This window comes from Ruegeria sp. YTSC106 (assembly GCF_059609765.1).
In genome coordinates, this window is record NZ_JBXWMI010000032.1 from 1 (window position 1) to 18,052 (window position 18,052).

Here is an 18,052-nt window from a genome sequence, read left to right on the forward strand (position 1 = left end):
CGCCGCATCGGACACGAGTGGCCGGTTCAGGACGGACCCGCATTTCGCTGCGTCAGGCACGAACTGGTTGGATGCGGACACAGCCGCCTTTTGCTCACGCCGCTATTGCTGACGCAGAAAACACTCGCGGGCGCGGCATGGTTCTCGCTGTGAAGCAGTATGTGTCGCCAGAACGGTCATTAAAAACCACTCTGAGAGGTGGAACTCAAACCGCCCCTTCGCCGCAATCTGGATCGACCATCGAGGAGCGGATAATCCTGCCATTCAATTTCCAAGCTCCAAGGTCCGCTTTGTACGTATTGCAACTTCAGCTATTAGAACCTGGTGGAGAGTCGACCTTCACTGCGGGCGCGAATGGCTTGCGCTACCAAAAAAACTGGACATTGATGCAGTTCTTTCAGCCAGCATGACTGCGGTTTGAGTCTGCGTGGAAGCGCTGGTTTTTTCGGAATTTTAGGATGAAAAACAATAGCTTGGTAGAGCTTTATTCTCCGCCGTCGGTGCCTATGGAAACGTACGTGTGCGTAAGTCAGGCCCCGATTTCAGAATGATTGGACCAAAAAAGCTCAGATCGGCGCGTCGGTTTCAAGTCCCGTGCTGAGACCAGAGATTGAGTAACTTCCGGACGTGTCGTTGACGCTGCTTTTTTGCCAAAGCATGGCGCATTGTGCAATTTGGAGGGCCCCGTTGGCACAAAAGTATCAGCCAAAAGCCCGTATGTCAGTAGAGTGACCGGCCCCGAATCGGTAGGTTGGTCCCGTGCTCAAGAAAAAAGAGAACGGCACGAGTCCTCAAAGTGAGGGCTGAAGGGAGGAGAATTTATGCAACCTGATCTCGAGGTCATCAGGATCGGTGAGGGCGAATCCTTCAGGGTTTGGTCACATGGCTACCCATATTCCACGGTCCGTTGGCACTTTCACCCGGAGTACGAGCTCCACCATGTCGTCGCGACGTCCGGTCGCTATTTCGTGGGCGACTTCATCGGGGCATTCGAACCAGACAACCTGGTTCTGGTGGGCCCCAACTTGCCGCATAATTGGGTCAGCGACGTCAGCGACGAAGACGTCATCCCGATACGGAACCGGGTGCTACAGTTCACGAACGAAACGTTGCAAGGAATGATGGAGGCAATCCCTGAACTGGGGGGATTGTCGGACCTGCTTGAACGTAGTCGCAGTGGCGTCCTATTTTCAAAGAAGGCTGCCGCAGTCGTTGGCCCTCTGTTCCACGAACTACAGGAGTCGGTTGGGCTTCGACGGATCGAGCTATTCTTGGGCATCTTTGATGTGCTCAGCACTGATACGGATGCTCGACTGCTCACCAGCCAAGAATACCATCCGGATCCCAAGGCATACATGTCGTCGCGCTTGAATTCGGTGTTGGCCTATATCAACGACAATCTCACGGAGGCGTTCAATGAGGACGATCTTGCCGAGATTTCCGGTTTGAGCAGATCCGCATTCAGCCGAACCTTCAGTCAGCATACTGGCCTGACATTTGTAAAATACGTCAACCGGCTTCGTATCAACCTCGCCTGCAGCATACTTCTGTCTGACGAAGGCATGAAGATTGCGGATGTCTGCTTCGCGTCCGGTTTCAACAATCTCTCAAACTTCAACCGGCAGTTCGTAGAGAGCAAAGGAATGTCCCCTTCGAAGTTTCGCGCCGCGATGCTGTCCCAGATCACGGGCAAAGAAGATCGATGTTGCAGAGTAGCGTGACCTAACGGCGGCCGAGGGTTCCTCGGAGATCCAACGTCTTACAGACCAATAGACCATCCGACACCGAGGAGACCAATCCGACGGTCCGGGTACCTTATTGCCGGATACGACCGATTTCCCGGCACCCATGGCAACAAACAAGGAGGAGAAAGCCATGACTTCGAGGACAAAGAAACTTACGGCGGTGATCGCCGCATTGATGATGACGGGTGGGGCTGTATCAGCGCAAACCGTCGGGTTCTTGATGCCGGATCAGGGATCAACCCGCTACGATGAACGCGACTGGCCGGGTTTCCAAGCGGCCATGACTGAACTTTGCCCGGATTGCACGCCGGTTTACCAGAACGGCAACGGTGATATTGCGTTGCAGCAGCAGCAATTCAACTCGCTGATCGCGCAAGGCGCCAAGATCATTGTGCTTGATCCCGTGGATTCCGGTGCCGCAGCCGCACTTGTCGAACTGGGCCAGGCACAAGGCGTGACAGTTATCGCCTATGACCGCCCGGTCCCCGACAGGGCGCCGGATTTCTATGTTTCCTTTGACAACGAGGGGATTGGCTACGCAATCGCGCAGAGCCTGATCGAGCATCTTGGGGCTGAAGGCGTGTCGCCCGAGGACGGTGGGCTCTTGCAGGTGAACGGCGCACCGACGGATGCTGCCGCGCGCCTGATTGCCGCGGGGTCCCGGCGCGCTGTCGAGGAGTCGAAGTATTCCCACCTTGCCGAGTTCGACACACCAAACTGGTCGCCGCCCGCAGCACAGGAATGGGTAGCCGGGCAAATTACGCGATTTGGAGACGAGATCATTGGCGTTGTTGCCGCCAACGATGGTACAGGAGGCGGTTCTGTCGCGGCACTGATGGCAGCAGGTGTTGATCCGATGGTTCCCGTGACCGGCAACGATGCGGAGATTGCCGCACTGCAACTGATTATTGCAGGGCATCAGTACAATACGATCTCCAAGCCAAGTGAGATCGTGGCCGAAGCCGCCGCACGTATCGTCGTCGCTTTCTTGAATGGTGAAACGCCTGAGGCGACCACGACGCTCTACGATGCGCCGTCCCAGCTTTTTGTGCCCGAAGTTGTAACGCGCGAAAACCTGAAGGCGGTTGTGCTTGATACTGGCATCAACACGACAGACCAGTTGTGCGTTGGCGAGTTCGTCGAGCCATGCCGTGAAATGGGTCTGATCAACTGAGCTTTCTATTCGCGCGCTACCTCCCGAGCGCGCGAACAAGCGACGGACTGGCGGCAGAAGCCTGCTGCCAGCCCGGACACAACCGTAGGATGGAATGCCATGACAAATGTCGAAGAAAGAAAAGGTCGCGGAGAGCTTCTCATGCGGCTGAGCGAAATTTCGAAGCAATTTGGCGCGGTTACGGCACTCGAAGACATTGAACTGGAGGTCCATGCCGGCGAAGTTGTTGCGCTGGTCGGAGACAATGGGGCCGGGAAATCTACCCTAGTCAAGGTGCTTTCAGGTGTGCATCAAGCCACCTCGGGAAAGATCGAATATCTTGGCAAAGAAGTTACGATCGACAACCCTGCCACGGCCTTGGATATGGGTATCGCGACGGTCTTTCAGGACCTCGCCCTTTGCGAAAACCTCGACGTCGTGGCAAATCTGTTTCTGGGGCACGAAGTCGGACCTTGGCGTCTAGACGAGGTGCAAATGGAAGTCCGTGCCTGGACGCTTCTACAAGAACTGGCCGCGCGTATTCCGTCAGTGCGGGAACCGATCGCATCGCTTTCCGGTGGTCAGCGCCAGACTGTCGCAATCGCGCGATCACTCTTGCTTGATCCCAAAATCATCATGCTCGACGAACCTACCGCTGCACTTGGCGTCGCTCAGACTGCTGAAGTGCTCAATTTGATTGAACGTGTCAGAGACCGAGGGCACGGCGTCATCTTTATCTCACACAACATGGAAGACGTACGAGCGGTCGCAGACCGCATCGTGGTGCTTCGCCTTGGCCGAAACAACGGCGTCCTCACAGCCGAAAACACTCACGAGGAACTCGTCGCCGCCATTACCGGTGCAACTGAAAACTCCGTAACACGCCGAGCCGCCAAAAGCGCTGCGCCGACCGCCGAATGATAAGGAAAACCGAGATGTCAGAACAGCAACTTTCGAAATTTGATCGGGAAGACAGCAGAGTCCGGCACGACGAGGGGTTTCGCGGAGCAGTTCGTGCATTTGTCGACCGCATTAAATCTGGCGATCTTGGAATGCTGCCCGTTGCAATCGGGTTGTTACTCATAACCGTGGTTTTCACCTCACTTAACCCGGTCTTCCTGGCACCAAACAATCTGGCCAACCTCTTGTTTGATGCTGCCGCTGTTGGCCTGATCGCCCTAGGCGTGGTCTGTGTTCTTCTACTTGGAGAAATCGACTTGTCGATTGGGTCCATGAGCGGTCTGTCTTCAGCCATTGTCGGGGTGCTGTGGATCAACGTGGGAATGCCGATTGTTATAGCCATCTTCGCCGCCGTTGCGACAGGGATGATGGTTGGCCTTGTATTCGGTTTCCTGAGAAATCGGTTCGAGATGCCAAGTTTCGTAGCGACCCTCTCCGGGCTTTTGGCGCTGCTTGGCCTGCAACTCTATCTTCTTGGATCGACGGGTTCGATCAATCTGCCATTCACATCGACAATGGTACGTTTCGGGCAGTTGATGATCATGCCAGCCTGGCTGTCCTATTCGCTCGCGTTCTTGCCGGGTATCGCGATGGTTTACTTTGGGCTTGCCAAGACGCGGCAGAGGAGCGCGGCCAACCTTTCGGCCACAAACACCAGTATTCTATATGCCAAGGCCACTCTGCTGTCCGCGGCTCTAGTCTTTGCTGTCTACTACCTCGAGCAAGGCCGTGGTGTTCCATGGATGTTTGCTGTCTTTGTCGTTCTTGTCGCGGGCATGGAGTATGCCCTGACCAGGACCAAGTGGGGCCGATCGATGTTTGCTGTTGGCGGAAACGCCGAGGCTGCACGCCGCTCGGGCATCAACGTAAGTTTCATCAGAATGTCGGCTTTTGTCTTGTGCTCCGCTTTCGCGGCACTTGGCGGCGTCTTCGCCGCTGCGCGACTGGCCTCCTCGAGTATCCAGGCGGGTACTGGTGATGTGAACCTGAATGCAATCGCCGCCGCGGTCATTGGGGGCACGTCGCTTTTCGGTGGTCGAGGGTCTGCCTGGTCCGCCCTGCTTGGTGTCCTTGTCATACAGGCGATTTCCAACGGGCTGACGCTCATGAACCTGAGTTCCTCTCTGCGCTTCATGATCACTGGAGCAGTGCTTGCAATCGCCGTCATCGTTGACTCGCTCGCCCGTCGCTCACGCGCCAGTTCTGGCCGCGCATGAACCGCTGATTGGAGGATCTGGCTATGTCTGAAAGACTTTCAGGAAAAACCGCAGCCGTCACCGGCGCCGCCTCCGGGATAGGATTGGAGTGTGCCAAACACATGCTGGCAGAAGGCGCAAAGGTCGTCCTGATCGACCATGCGGCGGATCGCCTGAGTGCGATTTGCGATGAGTTGGGACCTGACGCGCACCCTCTGGTCGTGGATTTGCTTGACGGCTCTCAAACCTCGGGCGTCATGAATGAGATCGTGAGAACTGTCGGATCGCTCGACATTTTTCACGTGAACGCCGGGGCCTATGTCGGTGGCGACGTGGCCGACGGCAATCCCGATGAGTGGGACAAGGTTCTGAATCTCAACATTAATTCGGCGTTCCGCTGCGCTCATGCCGTTTTACCCCACATGATCGAGCGAAAAACCGGTGACATCGTGTTCACAAGCTCAGTTGCTGGGATGATCCCGGTCGTATGGGAACCAATTTACACCGCCTCGAAACATGCAGTTCAGGCCTTTGTTCACACCTTAAGGCGTCAAGTCGCACCGCACGGTTTGCGCGTTGGGTCGGTGGCGCCTGGTCCTGTGGTCACGGCGTTGCTTGACGACTGGCCGAAAGAAAAAATGGACGAAGCCCTGGCGAACGGGAGCCTCATGCAGCCGACCGAAGTTGCCGATGCCGTGATCTACATGCTGACCAGGCCTCGGACGATTTCCATCCGAGACATTGTGATCTTGCCCCAGAGCATCGACATTTGAGGTCAGAAAACTGTGCGTCTGATTGAGCGCACATACCTGAAAGGAATAAGAGAATGAATGATAGCACGGACTTGCTGGGTCGCTTTCGTCTCGACAGCAAAGTTGCTCTGGTAACTGGCGGCACGCGGGGCATCGGCCTCGCGATTGCCCATGCACTCGGACAAGCGGGAGCGCGGGTTTTCATCAGCGGTCGAAAGGATGGTGAGGAAGCCGCGGAGATGCTTCGTGCCGCGGGCCATGAGGCCAGCTTTCTTGCAGCAGATCTGAGCGAACCGGCCGCGCCGGATCGGATGGTAGCCGATGTTGTCGATGCGGCCGGGCGGCTCGACATCTTGGTCAACAACGCAGGGATCGCCATACACGGGGACACAGTCGACTTCAGCGATGAAGATCTGGACCGGTTGATGTCGCTGAATGTCGATGCCGTATTTCGGTGCTGTCGAGCGGCCATTCCAGCCATGCGGTCCGCCGGTAGCGGTGCAATCGTCAATGTCGGGTCCATGTCTGGGATCGCATCGAACATTCCGCAGAATCAGGTGGCCTACAACAGCTCCAAGGCAGCGGTGCACATGATGACCAAGAGCCTCGCCAGCGAACTCGCGCTCGAAGATATTCGCGTCAACGCCCTCGCGCCCGGTTACATCCAAACCGACATGTCCCAAGGCGGGATCGACAATCCCGAGTGGTTTCCGATCTGGCGCGACATGACACCGATGCAGCGGGTCGGCCAGCCCGAAGAGGTCGCGACCGCTGCACTTTTCCTCGCGTCGCCAGCCGCGAGCTACATCACCGGAGCCGTCCTCGTCATCGACGGTGGATACACCACACGTTAGCGCCGGTATGGCAAGAAAGAGAAGCAGATTGTCCGTCGTCAGAGGTTTTGGGCCCGTTAGCGGCGTGATGTAAACGAGGGTCTGGCGCATCTGGTTGGGTGGATTATGCGGCGGATTTGCGGTGAAGGGTGCGCGCCACCCTGAAGTGCGACTCCTGTTAGAAAACAACATGTTATCTAGTAGGAGATCATTGCATGGCAGCCGTGTATTCTAAACTTTCACTTCAGGATCGCCGTAAGCGAGCCCAAGCCGGCAGATGCTGCATTACGTTCGAATGTCTGCAATCAGGAAACTGCTACAGAAACATCGACCGACATGCTGGGACTTTTTAGTCGCGGAGCCATTGTACTTTCAGACTGTTGTTCGGGGGGCTGGTGGCGAGGAACTGAGAAATCTCCTGTAGTGGTGATCTGTGCGAAACGACTTTGTCTACGTGCGCACCAAGCCCGGCAATGACCTCCAGCGACTTTGGGATGTTGTGGTTGAGCGAATGCGATCCAGCGAGTGTCAGTTGCCTGCGAAAGATCTCGAAAGGGGCGATATCGATTTTGGCGTCGGACGGACAGACACCAAAGTACAGACCTTTGCCACCGTTTGCGATATAGCTGGTCAACCCGGCAGCCACCGCGGGAACGCCAGTCGCCTCAACGGACAAATCGGCCCTGTGATGCCATTGCTTTAGGCTCGCTGAGCCACTGGCAACAACGTCGAAGTCGAAGCTGGCTGCCAATTCAAGCCGATCATCCGAAATGTCGCAGAAGGTGATTTGGGAAACTCCTTCAGCCCTGAGCGCAAGCCCCATGAGAAGCCCCATCGGACCTGCGCCAAAGATCAGCGCCTCGTCCATCCAGGGCGCGTGAACTGCGTCGACACCATTCAGGACGCACCCCATCGGTTCGGCCAAGGCCGCCTGCGAAAAGCTCATGTCGCCAACCGGATGAACATTGCTCGCGCGGACAAGGCTGAGGTCTGCAAAACCGCCGTGCGTTGTCACGCCATAGGCGCCCAGAGTCCCGCAAAGATGTGCCCAACCGCGCCGGCACGCGCGGCAGTTGCCGCATTCAAAGTTGGGATCAACGGCAACGCGGTCACCGACGGACACAGTGTCGACATCCGACCCAACTTCCACAACCACGCCTGCATATTCATGGCCCGGGACAACAGGAAATGCACCAGTGCCATAATTGTCTTTCAGGACTTCATAGTCCGTATGGCAGATGCCGCTCGCCTTGACCTCGACCACCACATCGCCTGGCCCGGGTTTGGGATCGGGGAGGTCCGTGAAGGCGACCTCATTCTTCCCTTTGAAAACGACAGCTCTCATATTGTCATCCTTTCAGGTAGGTTTGGAGCGCCCCGTCCAGATCATCCGCGTAGATGAGCGCCAGCCAGTGGTGGAACCGGTTTTGAAACGTGGGGTTGCCCGCAAGATCACCGTAAAGATCGCTTTGACGAAGCCACGCTTGCGGATCTACCTGTGCCGCCTTCGCCGCGGCCGTCAATCTGTCCCATTTCGGGTCATTGGGCGCGATCACGCTGCCGTCCTCGCGGGTGCCTGCGCACATGCGGGCCCAGATCGCCTGTGACAGGGCGAGGCCGTCCATCTTGCCCCCTTTGGCCAATGCATCACGCAGGGTTGGCAGGATGAACCCGGTGTGCCGGGACGACCCGTCAAAGGCCACACGTCGCACGGTGTCGACGATCTGTGCATTGGAAAAGCGCCGGTCGATCAGGTCAACGTAAGTTGCCGGGGACATTCCGGGCACCGCATCCACCTGTGGCGCGATCTCCTCAAGGGCGGTTTTACGAAAGAACGCTCCGATCAGCGGGTGATCCATGCAGTCCGAAATGGTCTCGACTGACAGCAGCTCGCCCGCATTTGCAATCAACTGGTGACCACCGTTCAGGATGCGGATTTTCATCGCCTCAAACGCGTGTACGCCTTTTGTGAACGTCGCGCCGACCTTGTCCCAATTCGGACGACCGGCACAAAACTCATCTTCGATCACCCATTGGCGAAAGTTCTCATGGGTGACGGGGGCGCAATCCTCGATGCCGAAGCTGCGTGCAAGCTCTATCTCTCTTGGTCCAGTGGCGGGGACGATGCAATCCACCATGGCGTTCGGGAAGCTGCAGTTGGCGTCGATCCAATCTGCAAGCTCCGGATCAGACAGCCGCGCAAGAGACACCACAGTTTGGCGCAGGATATCTCCGTTGCCCTGAAGATTGTCACAGCTTTGGCCAGTGAATGGACCAATTCCACCCGCTCGCCGTTTCCTGAGTGCTACAACCATCGCGCCGAAGGCCGTTCGTGGCTTTTCGGGATTTGCCGCGTCGAACTGAATATCGGGGTGGCTCGCGTCAAAAACTTTGCTGATCGGATCGATGTAATAGCCGCCCTCGGTCACGGTCAGCGAGACGATCCTGATGGAAGGGTCGGCCATTTGTGCAATCAGGGCCGCGTTGTTTTCTTCGACAGGAACATAGCCGATCATCGAGCCGACAATTTCGGCCGACCTGCCTTCCGGGTCCAACTCGATCAGCGACGTTAGATGGTCCTGAGTTGCCAGCTTCGCTCTCTGGGCCGCATCGCTTGGGCGTACGCCAGCGCCGATAATACCCCAATCCAGTGCATCGCCCTGTTGCATGAGGCGGTGCAAATACCACGACTGATGCGCGCGGTGAAAATTCCCAAGCCCGATATGCACGATCCCGGGTGTCAGCTTCGTCCGATCATACTGTGGTCGCTTAACGTCGCTTGGGAGCTTTGGTAATGTTGCGTTGGACAGCTTCATGTCAGCTCATCCATTGGCCGCCATCGACGTTATAGGTTTGCGAAACGATGTAGTCGGAGTCAGTTGACGCCAGAAAGACGGCCATCGGGGCCAGATCGGATGGCACCGCAAAGCGACCGGCCGGAACGCCTGCTTCGACTTCGGCTTTCTTTTCCCCGGGGCCCTTGCCTTCCAACTTGGCAAACATCTCGTCCACGTGGAGCCAATGGTCACCGTCGACGACGCCGGGTGCGATGGCGTTCACGTTGATGCCATGTTTGATCAGGTTCAAACCCGCCGATTGCGTCATGGAAATGACAGCAGCCTTGGTCGAGCAATAGACCAGCACCAAAGCTTCGCCGCGTCGACCGGCCTGACTTGCCATGTTGATGATCTTGCCACCATGGCCCTGATTGATCATCTGGCGAGCTGCGGACTTCATGGTGAACAGGGTGCCCGCGACATTCACTGCGTAAAGCCTGTCGTAGCTCGCACGCGTGATGTCGACGGTTTCGGCCGCATCAAACAAGGCTGCGTTATTGACAAGGATGTCCAGCTTGCCAGCTTTTTCCACAACCCCGGCGATAGCGGCATCAATGCTGTCTTGATCGGCGACATCCAACTGCACGGGATAAGCCGCATCACCAATCTGAGCGGCGGTTTCACTGGCCGCTTCAAGGTTTATGTCCGCAATTGCGACCGTGGCCCCTTCGGCGGCGAAAGCCTCGGCGAAGCCGCGCCCAATTCCCCGTGCAGCACCCGTAATCAGTGCTGATTTTCCCTCTAGGCGTTTCATGAGATACGCAGACCTTCCTTGTCGAACTTGTGGATCATCGCGCCGTTTGGCGTCAGGAACACAGTGTCCCCATGTTTGACCGCAACGTCACCGCTCGTGCGGACGGTCATCGGATCGCAGCCTGAAATGCCGTGGACATGAATGAACGTGTCCGAGCCAAGATGTTCGGCCACGCCAACCGTCCCCTGCCAAAGGCCATCTGTCGTCGATACGTCGATATGTTCGGGCCTGATCCCGATGGTCTCGGCGCCGTGTTTGCTGGCTTCAGTGCCATCGAGCAAATTCATCTTCGGACTGCCGATGAAACCGGCAACGAATTTATTGTGCGGCGTGCGATAGAGTTCCAGCGGGCTGCCGACCTGCTCGATCACACCAGCCTGCAGAACGACGATCTTATCGGCCATGGTCATGGCTTCGACTTGGTCGTGGGTCACATAGATCATGGTGGTGTCGAGTTTCTTGTGCAGCTCTGAGATTTCCATCCGCATGCCCACGCGCAGCGCCGCATCGAGGTTGGAAAGGGGTTCATCGAACAGAAAGGCTGCGGGCTCTCGCACAATGGCGCGACCAATTGCAACGCGCTGACGTTGCCCGCCGGAAAGCTGACCGGGCTTGCGGTCAAGGTAGTCCGTCAAGTTCAGAGATCTGGCGGCCGCTTCAATACGTCGGTCCTGTTCTTGCTGGCTCAACTTTGCCATGCGCATCGGAAAGGCGATGTTCTTGCGTACCGACATGTGCGGATAAAGCGCGTAAGACTGGAACACCATCGCCAAACCCCGCTTGGCCGGTGGGGTTGCAGTGGCGTCAGAGCCGTCGATTTCGATCGTGCCAGAGGTCGTATCCTCAAGTCCCGCGATAAGGCGCAGAAGGGTGGATTTCCCGCAACCTGACGGGCCAACAAAGACGACAAACTCACCATCTTCGATTTCGAGGTCCAGCGGTGGAATGACTTCCACGTCGCCGAATTTCTTTTGAACTTGTTTGAGCTGAATGCGCCCCATCTGTTGTTTTCCTTACTTCACGGCGCCGAAGGTCAGGCCTCGGACGAGTTGTTTCTGGCTGAACCAGCCCATGATCAAGATCGGAGCGATCGCCATCACCGAGGCAGCGCTCAGTTTTGCGTAGAACAGGCCCTCCGGGCTTGAATAGCTGGCGATAAAGGCGGTCAACGGCGCCGCGTTTGCCGCCGTGAGGTTGATCGTCCAAAACGCCTCATTCCATGCAAGGATGATGTTCAGAAGAACGGTAGACGCCATGCCCGGAATGGCCATCGGGGTCAGCACGTAGAGGATTTCTTCCCGAAGGGTGGCACCATCCATGCGCGCCGCTTCCAGAATTTCTCCGGGGATCTCTTTGAAGTACGTGTAGAGCATCCAGATGATGATCGGCAGATTAATCAGCATAAGCACGATGGTCAGACCCAAACGGGTGTCCAGCAAACCAAAGTCCCGAAAGATCAGATAGATCGGCACCAATACCCCAACAGGCGGCAACATCTTGGTCGAGAGCATCCACATCAAGACGTTCTTGGTGTGCTTTGCAGGAACGAAAGCCATAGACCACGCCGCCGGTATGGCGATCAATAGCCCAAGGACCGTCGAGCCGACCGAGATGATCACTGAATTGAAAAAGTGCTTCAGATAGTCGGAACGTTCCTGGACTTCTACAAAGCTGCCGAGGGTCCATCCAGAGTCAAATAGAACCTCAAGAGGTGCCCGGATTGCGTCTTCCTCAGTCTTGAGGGACAAGACAACAATCCAGAGGATCGGGAAAAAGAGGAAGAATCCCAAGGTTCCCGCTGCGGCTGTGTTGAGAACCTTCGTTCTGTGTGAAACTGAGCGTGCCATCTTTCTTCCTTATGCGTCCAGGTTCTTGCCAATCATGCGCATCAAGAAGATCGCGACGATGTTTGCCAGAATGATTGCGATGACACCCCCTGCGCTGCCCATGCCGACATCAAATTGCAGAAGCGAGGAAACGTAGATCAGATAGGTGAGGTTGGTCGTTGCCGTCCCTGGACCACCATTTGTGGTGACGAGGATTTCTGCGAAGATCGACAACAAGAAGATCGTCTGTATCAAGATCACAACAGTTATGGCGCGCGCCAAATGCGGCAGCATGATGAACCAAAACCGGTTCAGCCAGTTCGCCCCGTCCATTTCCGCCGCTTCTAGCTGTTCCTGATCCAGCGATTGCAGCGCGGTCAGCAGGATCAGCGTCGCAAAGGGCAACCACATCCAGGAGACAATCAGCGTAATCGACGCCAGTGGTATTTGCCCAAAGAAATCAATGGGATCAAATCCGAGGCTGACGGCAAGTCTTCCGAAAACTCCGTTCACCGGATTCATGAACATGTTTTTCCAAACCAACGCGGAAACCGTCGGCATCACGAAGAATGGCGCGATCACCATGATCCTGATGATCCCGGTGCCGAACATGGGCTTGTCCAGCAAAAGTGCTGCACCAAGTCCCCCTATGGTGGTAATGCAAAGAACACCGCCAACAAGCACCAATGTGTTGACCAACGCGGCCTTAAAGCTTGGGTCGGTGACAAACCAATAGTAGTTTTCCCAGCCTGCAAACGGTGTCGTCCCCGGCTGCAACAGGTTGTAGCGCAGGAATGAAAAATAGACCGTCATGCACAACGGCACGATCATCCATCCGAGCAGCAAAAGCACTGCAGGTGAGATCATCAATCGTGCGGCTGATCGTGATGCCTTGGTGGCCATACGCATCGCCCTCCCGAAACGAGTTGCATGCTAGTGTTCAAGAAAAAGCCGTGCGGGCCCTTTCCAAAAGACAAGCATATTGTGGGTGCTGACTGAATTGGGCCGAGGCAAAGCCCCGGCCCACTCCGGGAGCAGCAGCTACTTGATGTAACCCGCTTTCGTCATTTCCCGCAGAGCAAACGCCTGACTGTTGGCAAGAGTGTCTTCAACCGACTGCTGGCCCGCGAGAGCTGCTGCAACCTGCTGGCCGACATAGTTGCCGATGCCCTGGAATTCAGGGATCGCGACGAATTGGACGCCTGTGTAGGGAACAGGGTCACGGGTCGGATCAGCTGGATCGACAGAGAAGATCGCGTCCTTGATGGTCGCCGCGAAAGGTGCCGCCTCGAGCAGACGCGGATCATCGTGGATCGAAGCACGCGTGCCGCTTGGCACGGCAACCCAGCCTTCGGTTTCGCCAACCATCTCGAAGTATTCCTGAGATGTTGCCCACTTCAGGAAGTCCTTCGCTGTGTCGGTTTTGTTCGAACTGGCTGGGATCGCAAGTGCCCAGGACCAGAACCAGCCCGTGCCCTTGTCAGTTACTTCCATCGGCGCCTGGAAGAAGTCAGTCACATCGGCAACAGATGATGTGCTCGGGTTGCGCACGTCGTTTGCAGCCGATGTCGCGTCGACCCACGTCGCGCATTTGCCGTCCTTGAACAGCGCACGGTTTTCATTGTGACCGTTTGCCGTAGCACCCGGAGGACCGTAGTTGGTCATCAGGTCGACATAGTAGGTGATTGCCGCGTTCCATTCAGGGCTATCCAACTGGGGCTGCCAGTCCATGTCGAACCAGCGCGCACCAAAGGCGTTCGCCAGCGTGCCAACGAAGGCCATGTTTTCACCCCAACCCGCTTTGCCGCGCTGACAGGTGCCGTACATCCCGTTGTCGGGATCATGCACAGCCGCAACCATTTCAGCGAACTCTGTGTAGGTCGGCTGCGATGTTGGTGCCGCAACGCCCGCGGCCTCAAACACGTCCGTCCGGTAGAAGGTGAAAGATGTCTCGGAATAGAGCGGCACCGCGTAAAGGTTGCCATCAGCAGAAAGGCCGTTGCGGACCAGCTGGAAGATGTCCTCTAGATTGTAGTCAGCATCATCGCCAAAATCGTTGAGCGACGTCAGCCAGCCATTGGCACCCCAGATTGGTGCTTCATAGGCACCAATGAACATGATGTCGAAAGAGCCACCGTTTGTCGCGATGTCTTGTGTTGTGCGCTGACGCAGAACGTTCTCTTCCAGGACAACCCAGTTGATCGAGTTGCCAGTTGCTTCTTCCCATTGCGGCGCGAGCTTTTGCATCACGATCATGTCGGCATTGTTCACCGTTGCGATCGTGATCTCTTCGGCCAGAGCCGCAGTTGCAGACAGCGAGACCATGGCGGTCGCCGTCATCAGCGATTTTCGTAAGTTCATTGTATCCTCCCTTTTTCGTACCTGCAAAAAGACCCGCAATCGAGCAGGGTGTCAACATAATTCTATACATGCGTATAAGTTTGAGTGGAAAGCAGGAAAACAAAGGCGTGTTCGCCGATAGCCTCATCTTGATTGCAGGCGGTCAGGCAGAGTTGCGAATGCAAAGCTGTGCTGGAAAGAGCTTCTCGACAGGCTTGCGCCCTTTGTCCGAGTCGGCGCGCGCTTCGCTTGAGATGCTATCAACCGCGGCCCGCCCCATGCGACTAACATCCTGCGAGACGGTCGTCATGGCTGGCCACATGTACTGGCTGAGCGGATGATCGTCGTGGCCAGCGATGCGTAGCCGTGGGTTGTCTGCGTCCGGTGAGCCAGTCAGGCCCGCTTCGTTCGCAGCCCGGAGCGCTCCCATCGCAAGACGGTCGTTAGCGCACAAAATAGTAGCATCGGGATCCAGGCCGCTAGCGATCAGGTCCCTTGTGACCTCATAGCCGTGAGATTCAAAATCCCAGATTGGAGAGCTGGAGGAGGCACTAATCACCAGAGGCTCAAGGCCAACCTCCTCCATCCGCGAAACATATGCGCGCTCCCGCTCGTCTGAATTGCTGTTGACTGATGGCATACTTAAGAACTTTGGTGGCGTCCCTGAACGGCGCAGATAGTCCACCATAAGCCTCACGCTCTGTGCGTTATCGGTCCCAACGAAGGAGAATTCCCTCTCAAGACCTGGGCACCGCGCATCCACAAAGACCATGGGTAAGTCCTGAGAGAGGCGCTTGAACGCCGGCGTATTTTGAACAGCACCGATTGGGGCAACGATCACACCCTCTGCGTTCATCGAGCGGAGGTTCTCCACTGCCTGAACTTCTTTTTGAGGGTCCCCGTGCGAGTTCTGGATCAAGATAGAAAAGTCCAACTCTTCCGCGCGTCGCTCAATCTCGCGCAATAGTGTCATGTAGAAAAGGTCGTTCAGGTGCGGCAGCACGACACCAAACAAACCTGTGTGCTTGCGGTTCATATTTCGAGCGAGGAAATTCGGCACATAGTCGACAGTCGTCAGCAATCTAGCGACCTTCTCGGCGGTCGATTTCCGCACCAGAGACGGATCCTGAAAATACTTGGACAAAGTCGCACGTGACACACCGATCTCAGCCGAAAGCTGCTCCATCGTGGTAATTCGTTTCTTGGCGTTCATGGCTGTGTCTTTTTCAAGGTGAACCTACTTGTCGTCGGAAACGTCTAACATTGGATATCTCTTCGTGTCACTCATTTCTGGCGCAAGTGCGAAAAAAACATTGACGCGTGTATAAGTTTGTGGATATCGCTGGACGGGCTGAAAACAACTAACCAGAGGCCAAGATGATCTACACAGCCGGTGAGATGCTGGCAGAGTTCGTATCTCACGAAGTCGGCTGCAACCTTCAGAAAACCACCACCTTCTCAGGCCCTTACCCAAGTGGCGCACCCGCGATCTTTATAGACCAGGTGGCACGGGTCGGCGGGAATGCGGCGGTCATCGGTTCGGTTGGTGATGATCCTTTTGGCGAGATGTTGAGAGCGCGTCTGGATGGTGACGGTGTAGACACCACTCACTTGCGGACCAGCAAGACCCTTACCACAGGCACCGCTTTCGTTTCATATTTCGAGGACGGCTCTCGCAGGTTTGTATTTCATATGGATGGCACAGCTGCAGACGATTTTGGTCCATGTCCGCACCTTCCCCACGGCTCAACACTGCATGTGTCAGGGGCCTCGCTCGGCAATCCCAAGATTCGCGCTTTCGTTGAAGGGCTCATCGCGCAAATGAAAGGCGACGGAACAATAAGTTACGATCCCAACATACGCCCTGAGCTCATGAAGGACCGCTCTGTACGTCGGGCCATTGACCAAATCATCAGGCGTTGTGACATCTTTCTGCCCAGCGAGTCCGATATCGCCGCACTTTATCCAGACATACCCGAAGAGGCTGTCATCAATGATCTTCTAAAAGCAGGGAAGAAAATCGTCGTTGTAAAGCAGGGCGCGAAGGGAGTTCTGGGGTCCGATGGTTCTGACCTGATCCGGCTTCAACCAAATGTAGTAGAAGAAGTAGATCCAACCGGAGCCGGGGACTGCTTCTGTGGAACTTTGATTGGCCTGCTAGATCAGGATCAAACATTTCGCGAGGCGCTGACTGCAGCCAACATCGCTGGAGCACTTCACGTCACGCGGCGCGGGCCGATGGAATGGAACCCAACGTTCGCCGAAATCCAACAACATTCTGAGATCGAGACAGCATGAGCATTGACCTGAGAAAGATCGTTGCACAGAATCGCAGCGGCGACCCAGTTGCCCTTCCAAGCTTTTGCACAGCCAACGCCTATGTCCTGCGCGATATCACGCGCTTCGCTGCAAGAAATGGGCTTCCCGCCTTGATTGAATCCACATGCAATCAGGTCAATCAATTCGGCGGTTATACCGGACAGACGCCTGCCGACTATGCCTCGGCCCTTCGCAAGATGGCGGATGATGCGGGCATGCCTTCGGGGAATCTAATATTGGGCGGTGATCACCTTGGCCCAAATCCATGGCGGCACATGCCCGCCGATGAAGCCATGGATCACGCCAAGGTTCTCGTCAAAGACTACGTTGAGGCCGGATTTACGAAGATCCACCTTGATGCAAGCATGGCTTGCGGTGGGGAGCCGACACCATCTTTCGAATTGGTTGCAAGGCGATCCGCAGAACTTTGTGTTGTGGCGGAAGAGTATGCACCAGATGCCTCTGCGCTGAGCTATGTTATTGGCACCGAAGTTCCTGTGCCCGGGGGTGAGTCTGATGACATGTCAGGTATTCAAGTCACGACCCCTGACAGGTTGGACGACACCATTGAAACGCACCGTCTTGCCTTTGGGACTGCTGGCGTGCCGCAAGGAATTGAAAAAGCCATCGCGGTGGTTGTTCAGCCAGGTGTGGATTTTTCCCATGAGGATGTTTTCCACTATGATCGCGCAAAGGCGGCCGATCTCACGCAGGCAATTCAAAGCTATGACGACATCGCCTTCGAGGCGCATTCGACTGACTATCAGAGCACAGGAAATCTGTCCCACCTGGTTACAGATCACTCTGTCATCCTAAAGGTCGGCCCCGAGCTCACATTCCGTTTCCGTGAAGGAGTGATGGCTCTTGATCAAATTGAAGCGGCATTGAATGTGCCCGTTCCAGCAGCGATCAAGGCTTCGATCCTTCGGGCAATGGCAGACAAGCCAGCCGATTGGGCAAACTACTATCAGGGGGCTGATGAACACGTTGAATTTCTAAAGATCTACAGCTTAAGTGATCGCATCCGATACTACTGGGACCGGCCGCTGGTTTCGTCCGCCTTTGAGCACCTTGTTGCGAACCTGACCTCTGTTGGTGTCACTGCGGCTATGGCGTCGCAATATGGGGCGACGTTCCCGGTTGAGCAGGCAAAAGTTCTTCCGAATGAACTCATCTCACCGCGTATTGAAACGACAATCGCACGCTACTACCGAGCCGGCAGGTGGATCCAGTAGCGTGAATTATAGATGACAAAGCCGCGGCTTTGTCGCAAAATTTGGCGTAGTTCAAAGCTATCGTTTTGACTGGCCGCTATTATCCAGCGAGCTCTGCAAATT

16 protein-coding genes are annotated in these 18,052 nt (G+C 56.0%); 8 read left to right on the top strand and 8 right to left on the bottom strand.

Translation table 11 applies throughout. The annotated features are described in order from the left end of the window. Positions 1-821: 821 nt before the first annotated feature. The 6 genes from AC2FEB_RS22695 (at position 822) to AC2FEB_RS22720 (ending at position 6,660) form a co-directional block, all read left to right on the top strand. Positions 822-1,721: an AraC family transcriptional regulator gene (locus AC2FEB_RS22695; protein WP_496884398.1), complete on the top strand. Its 900-nt coding sequence runs from the start codon at positions 822-824 to the stop codon at positions 1,719-1,721. A gap of 154 nt (positions 1,722-1,875) precedes the next feature. Next, complete coding sequence (locus AC2FEB_RS22700; RefSeq protein WP_170507328.1) at positions 1,876-2,919, top strand: ABC transporter substrate-binding protein; 1,044 nt, start codon at positions 1,876-1,878, stop codon at positions 2,917-2,919. A gap of 99 nt (positions 2,920-3,018) precedes the next feature. After that, positions 3,019-3,819: an ATP-binding cassette domain-containing protein gene (locus tag AC2FEB_RS22705; RefSeq protein WP_170507326.1), complete on the top strand. Its 801-nt coding sequence runs from the start codon at positions 3,019-3,021 to the stop codon at positions 3,817-3,819. Positions 3,820-3,833: 14 nt separating this feature from the next. Further along, positions 3,834-5,075 (top strand): sugar ABC transporter permease, encoded by a 1,242-nt coding sequence (locus AC2FEB_RS22710; protein WP_496676819.1) that lies wholly within the window; start codon positions 3,834-3,836, stop codon positions 5,073-5,075. Positions 5,076-5,098: 23 nt separating this feature from the next. Beyond that, positions 5,099-5,827, top strand: a complete 729-nt coding sequence (locus AC2FEB_RS22715) for an SDR family oxidoreductase (RefSeq protein WP_170578314.1) — start codon at positions 5,099-5,101, stop codon at positions 5,825-5,827. Between the two features lie 53 nt (positions 5,828-5,880). Then, a complete protein-coding gene (locus tag AC2FEB_RS22720) occupies positions 5,881-6,660 on the top strand; it encodes an SDR family NAD(P)-dependent oxidoreductase (protein ID WP_496676816.1) in 780 nt (259 codons plus the stop codon). 328 nt (positions 6,661-6,988) lie between these two features. Here AC2FEB_RS22720 and AC2FEB_RS22725 read toward each other — a convergent pair whose 3' ends face one another. From AC2FEB_RS22725 to AC2FEB_RS22760, 8 genes are all read right to left on the bottom strand, one after another. Then, the gene (locus AC2FEB_RS22725) at positions 6,989-7,984 is read right to left on the bottom strand and encodes an alcohol dehydrogenase catalytic domain-containing protein (protein WP_496884399.1); all 996 of its coding nucleotides are present in this window, start codon (positions 7,982-7,984) and stop codon (positions 6,989-6,991) included. A 4-nt stretch (positions 7,985-7,988) separates the two neighbouring features. Further along, the gene (locus AC2FEB_RS22730; RefSeq protein ID WP_496676810.1) at positions 7,989-9,455 is read right to left on the bottom strand and encodes a mannitol dehydrogenase family protein; all 1,467 of its coding nucleotides are present in this window, start codon (positions 9,453-9,455) and stop codon (positions 7,989-7,991) included. A gap of 1 nt (position 9,456) precedes the next feature. Further along, entirely contained in the window at positions 9,457-10,230 is a 774-nt protein-coding gene (locus AC2FEB_RS22735; protein ID WP_496676807.1) for an L-iditol 2-dehydrogenase, read from the bottom strand. Further along, positions 10,227-11,231 carry an ABC transporter ATP-binding protein gene (locus tag AC2FEB_RS22740; RefSeq protein ID WP_496676804.1) on the bottom strand — a complete coding sequence of 335 codons (1,005 nt, stop codon included), beginning with the start codon at positions 11,229-11,231 and terminating at the stop codon, positions 10,227-10,229. The genes AC2FEB_RS22735 and AC2FEB_RS22740 overlap by 4 nt, the downstream gene beginning before the upstream one ends. A gap of 12 nt (positions 11,232-11,243) precedes the next feature. Continuing rightward, the gene (locus tag AC2FEB_RS22745) at positions 11,244-12,077 is read right to left on the bottom strand and encodes a carbohydrate ABC transporter permease (protein WP_496676801.1); all 834 of its coding nucleotides are present in this window, start codon (positions 12,075-12,077) and stop codon (positions 11,244-11,246) included. 9 nt (positions 12,078-12,086) lie between these two features. Further along, positions 12,087-12,959, bottom strand: a complete 873-nt coding sequence (locus tag AC2FEB_RS22750) for a carbohydrate ABC transporter permease (RefSeq protein ID WP_170507305.1) — start codon at positions 12,957-12,959, stop codon at positions 12,087-12,089. A gap of 138 nt (positions 12,960-13,097) precedes the next feature. Next, complete coding sequence (locus AC2FEB_RS22755) at positions 13,098-14,417, bottom strand: ABC transporter substrate-binding protein (protein WP_170507303.1); 1,320 nt, start codon at positions 14,415-14,417, stop codon at positions 13,098-13,100. 142 nt (positions 14,418-14,559) lie between these two features. Continuing rightward, positions 14,560-15,609 (bottom strand): LacI family DNA-binding transcriptional regulator, encoded by a 1,050-nt coding sequence (locus AC2FEB_RS22760; RefSeq protein WP_496884400.1) that lies wholly within the window; start codon positions 15,607-15,609, stop codon positions 14,560-14,562. Between the two features lie 185 nt (positions 15,610-15,794). Between AC2FEB_RS22760 and AC2FEB_RS22765 the strand changes: the two genes are divergently transcribed. Together AC2FEB_RS22765 and AC2FEB_RS22770 are read left to right on the top strand one after the other, a co-directional pair. Beyond that, on the top strand, positions 15,795-16,694 hold the full coding sequence (locus tag AC2FEB_RS22765) for a carbohydrate kinase family protein (protein ID WP_496676794.1): 900 nt from the start codon (positions 15,795-15,797) through the stop codon (positions 16,692-16,694). Beyond that, positions 16,691-17,950, top strand: a complete 1,260-nt coding sequence (locus AC2FEB_RS22770; protein ID WP_496676792.1) for a class II D-tagatose-bisphosphate aldolase non-catalytic subunit — start codon at positions 16,691-16,693, stop codon at positions 17,948-17,950. Before AC2FEB_RS22765 ends, AC2FEB_RS22770 begins: the two co-directional genes overlap by 4 nt. The last annotated feature ends 102 nt before the right edge of the window (positions 17,951-18,052 follow it).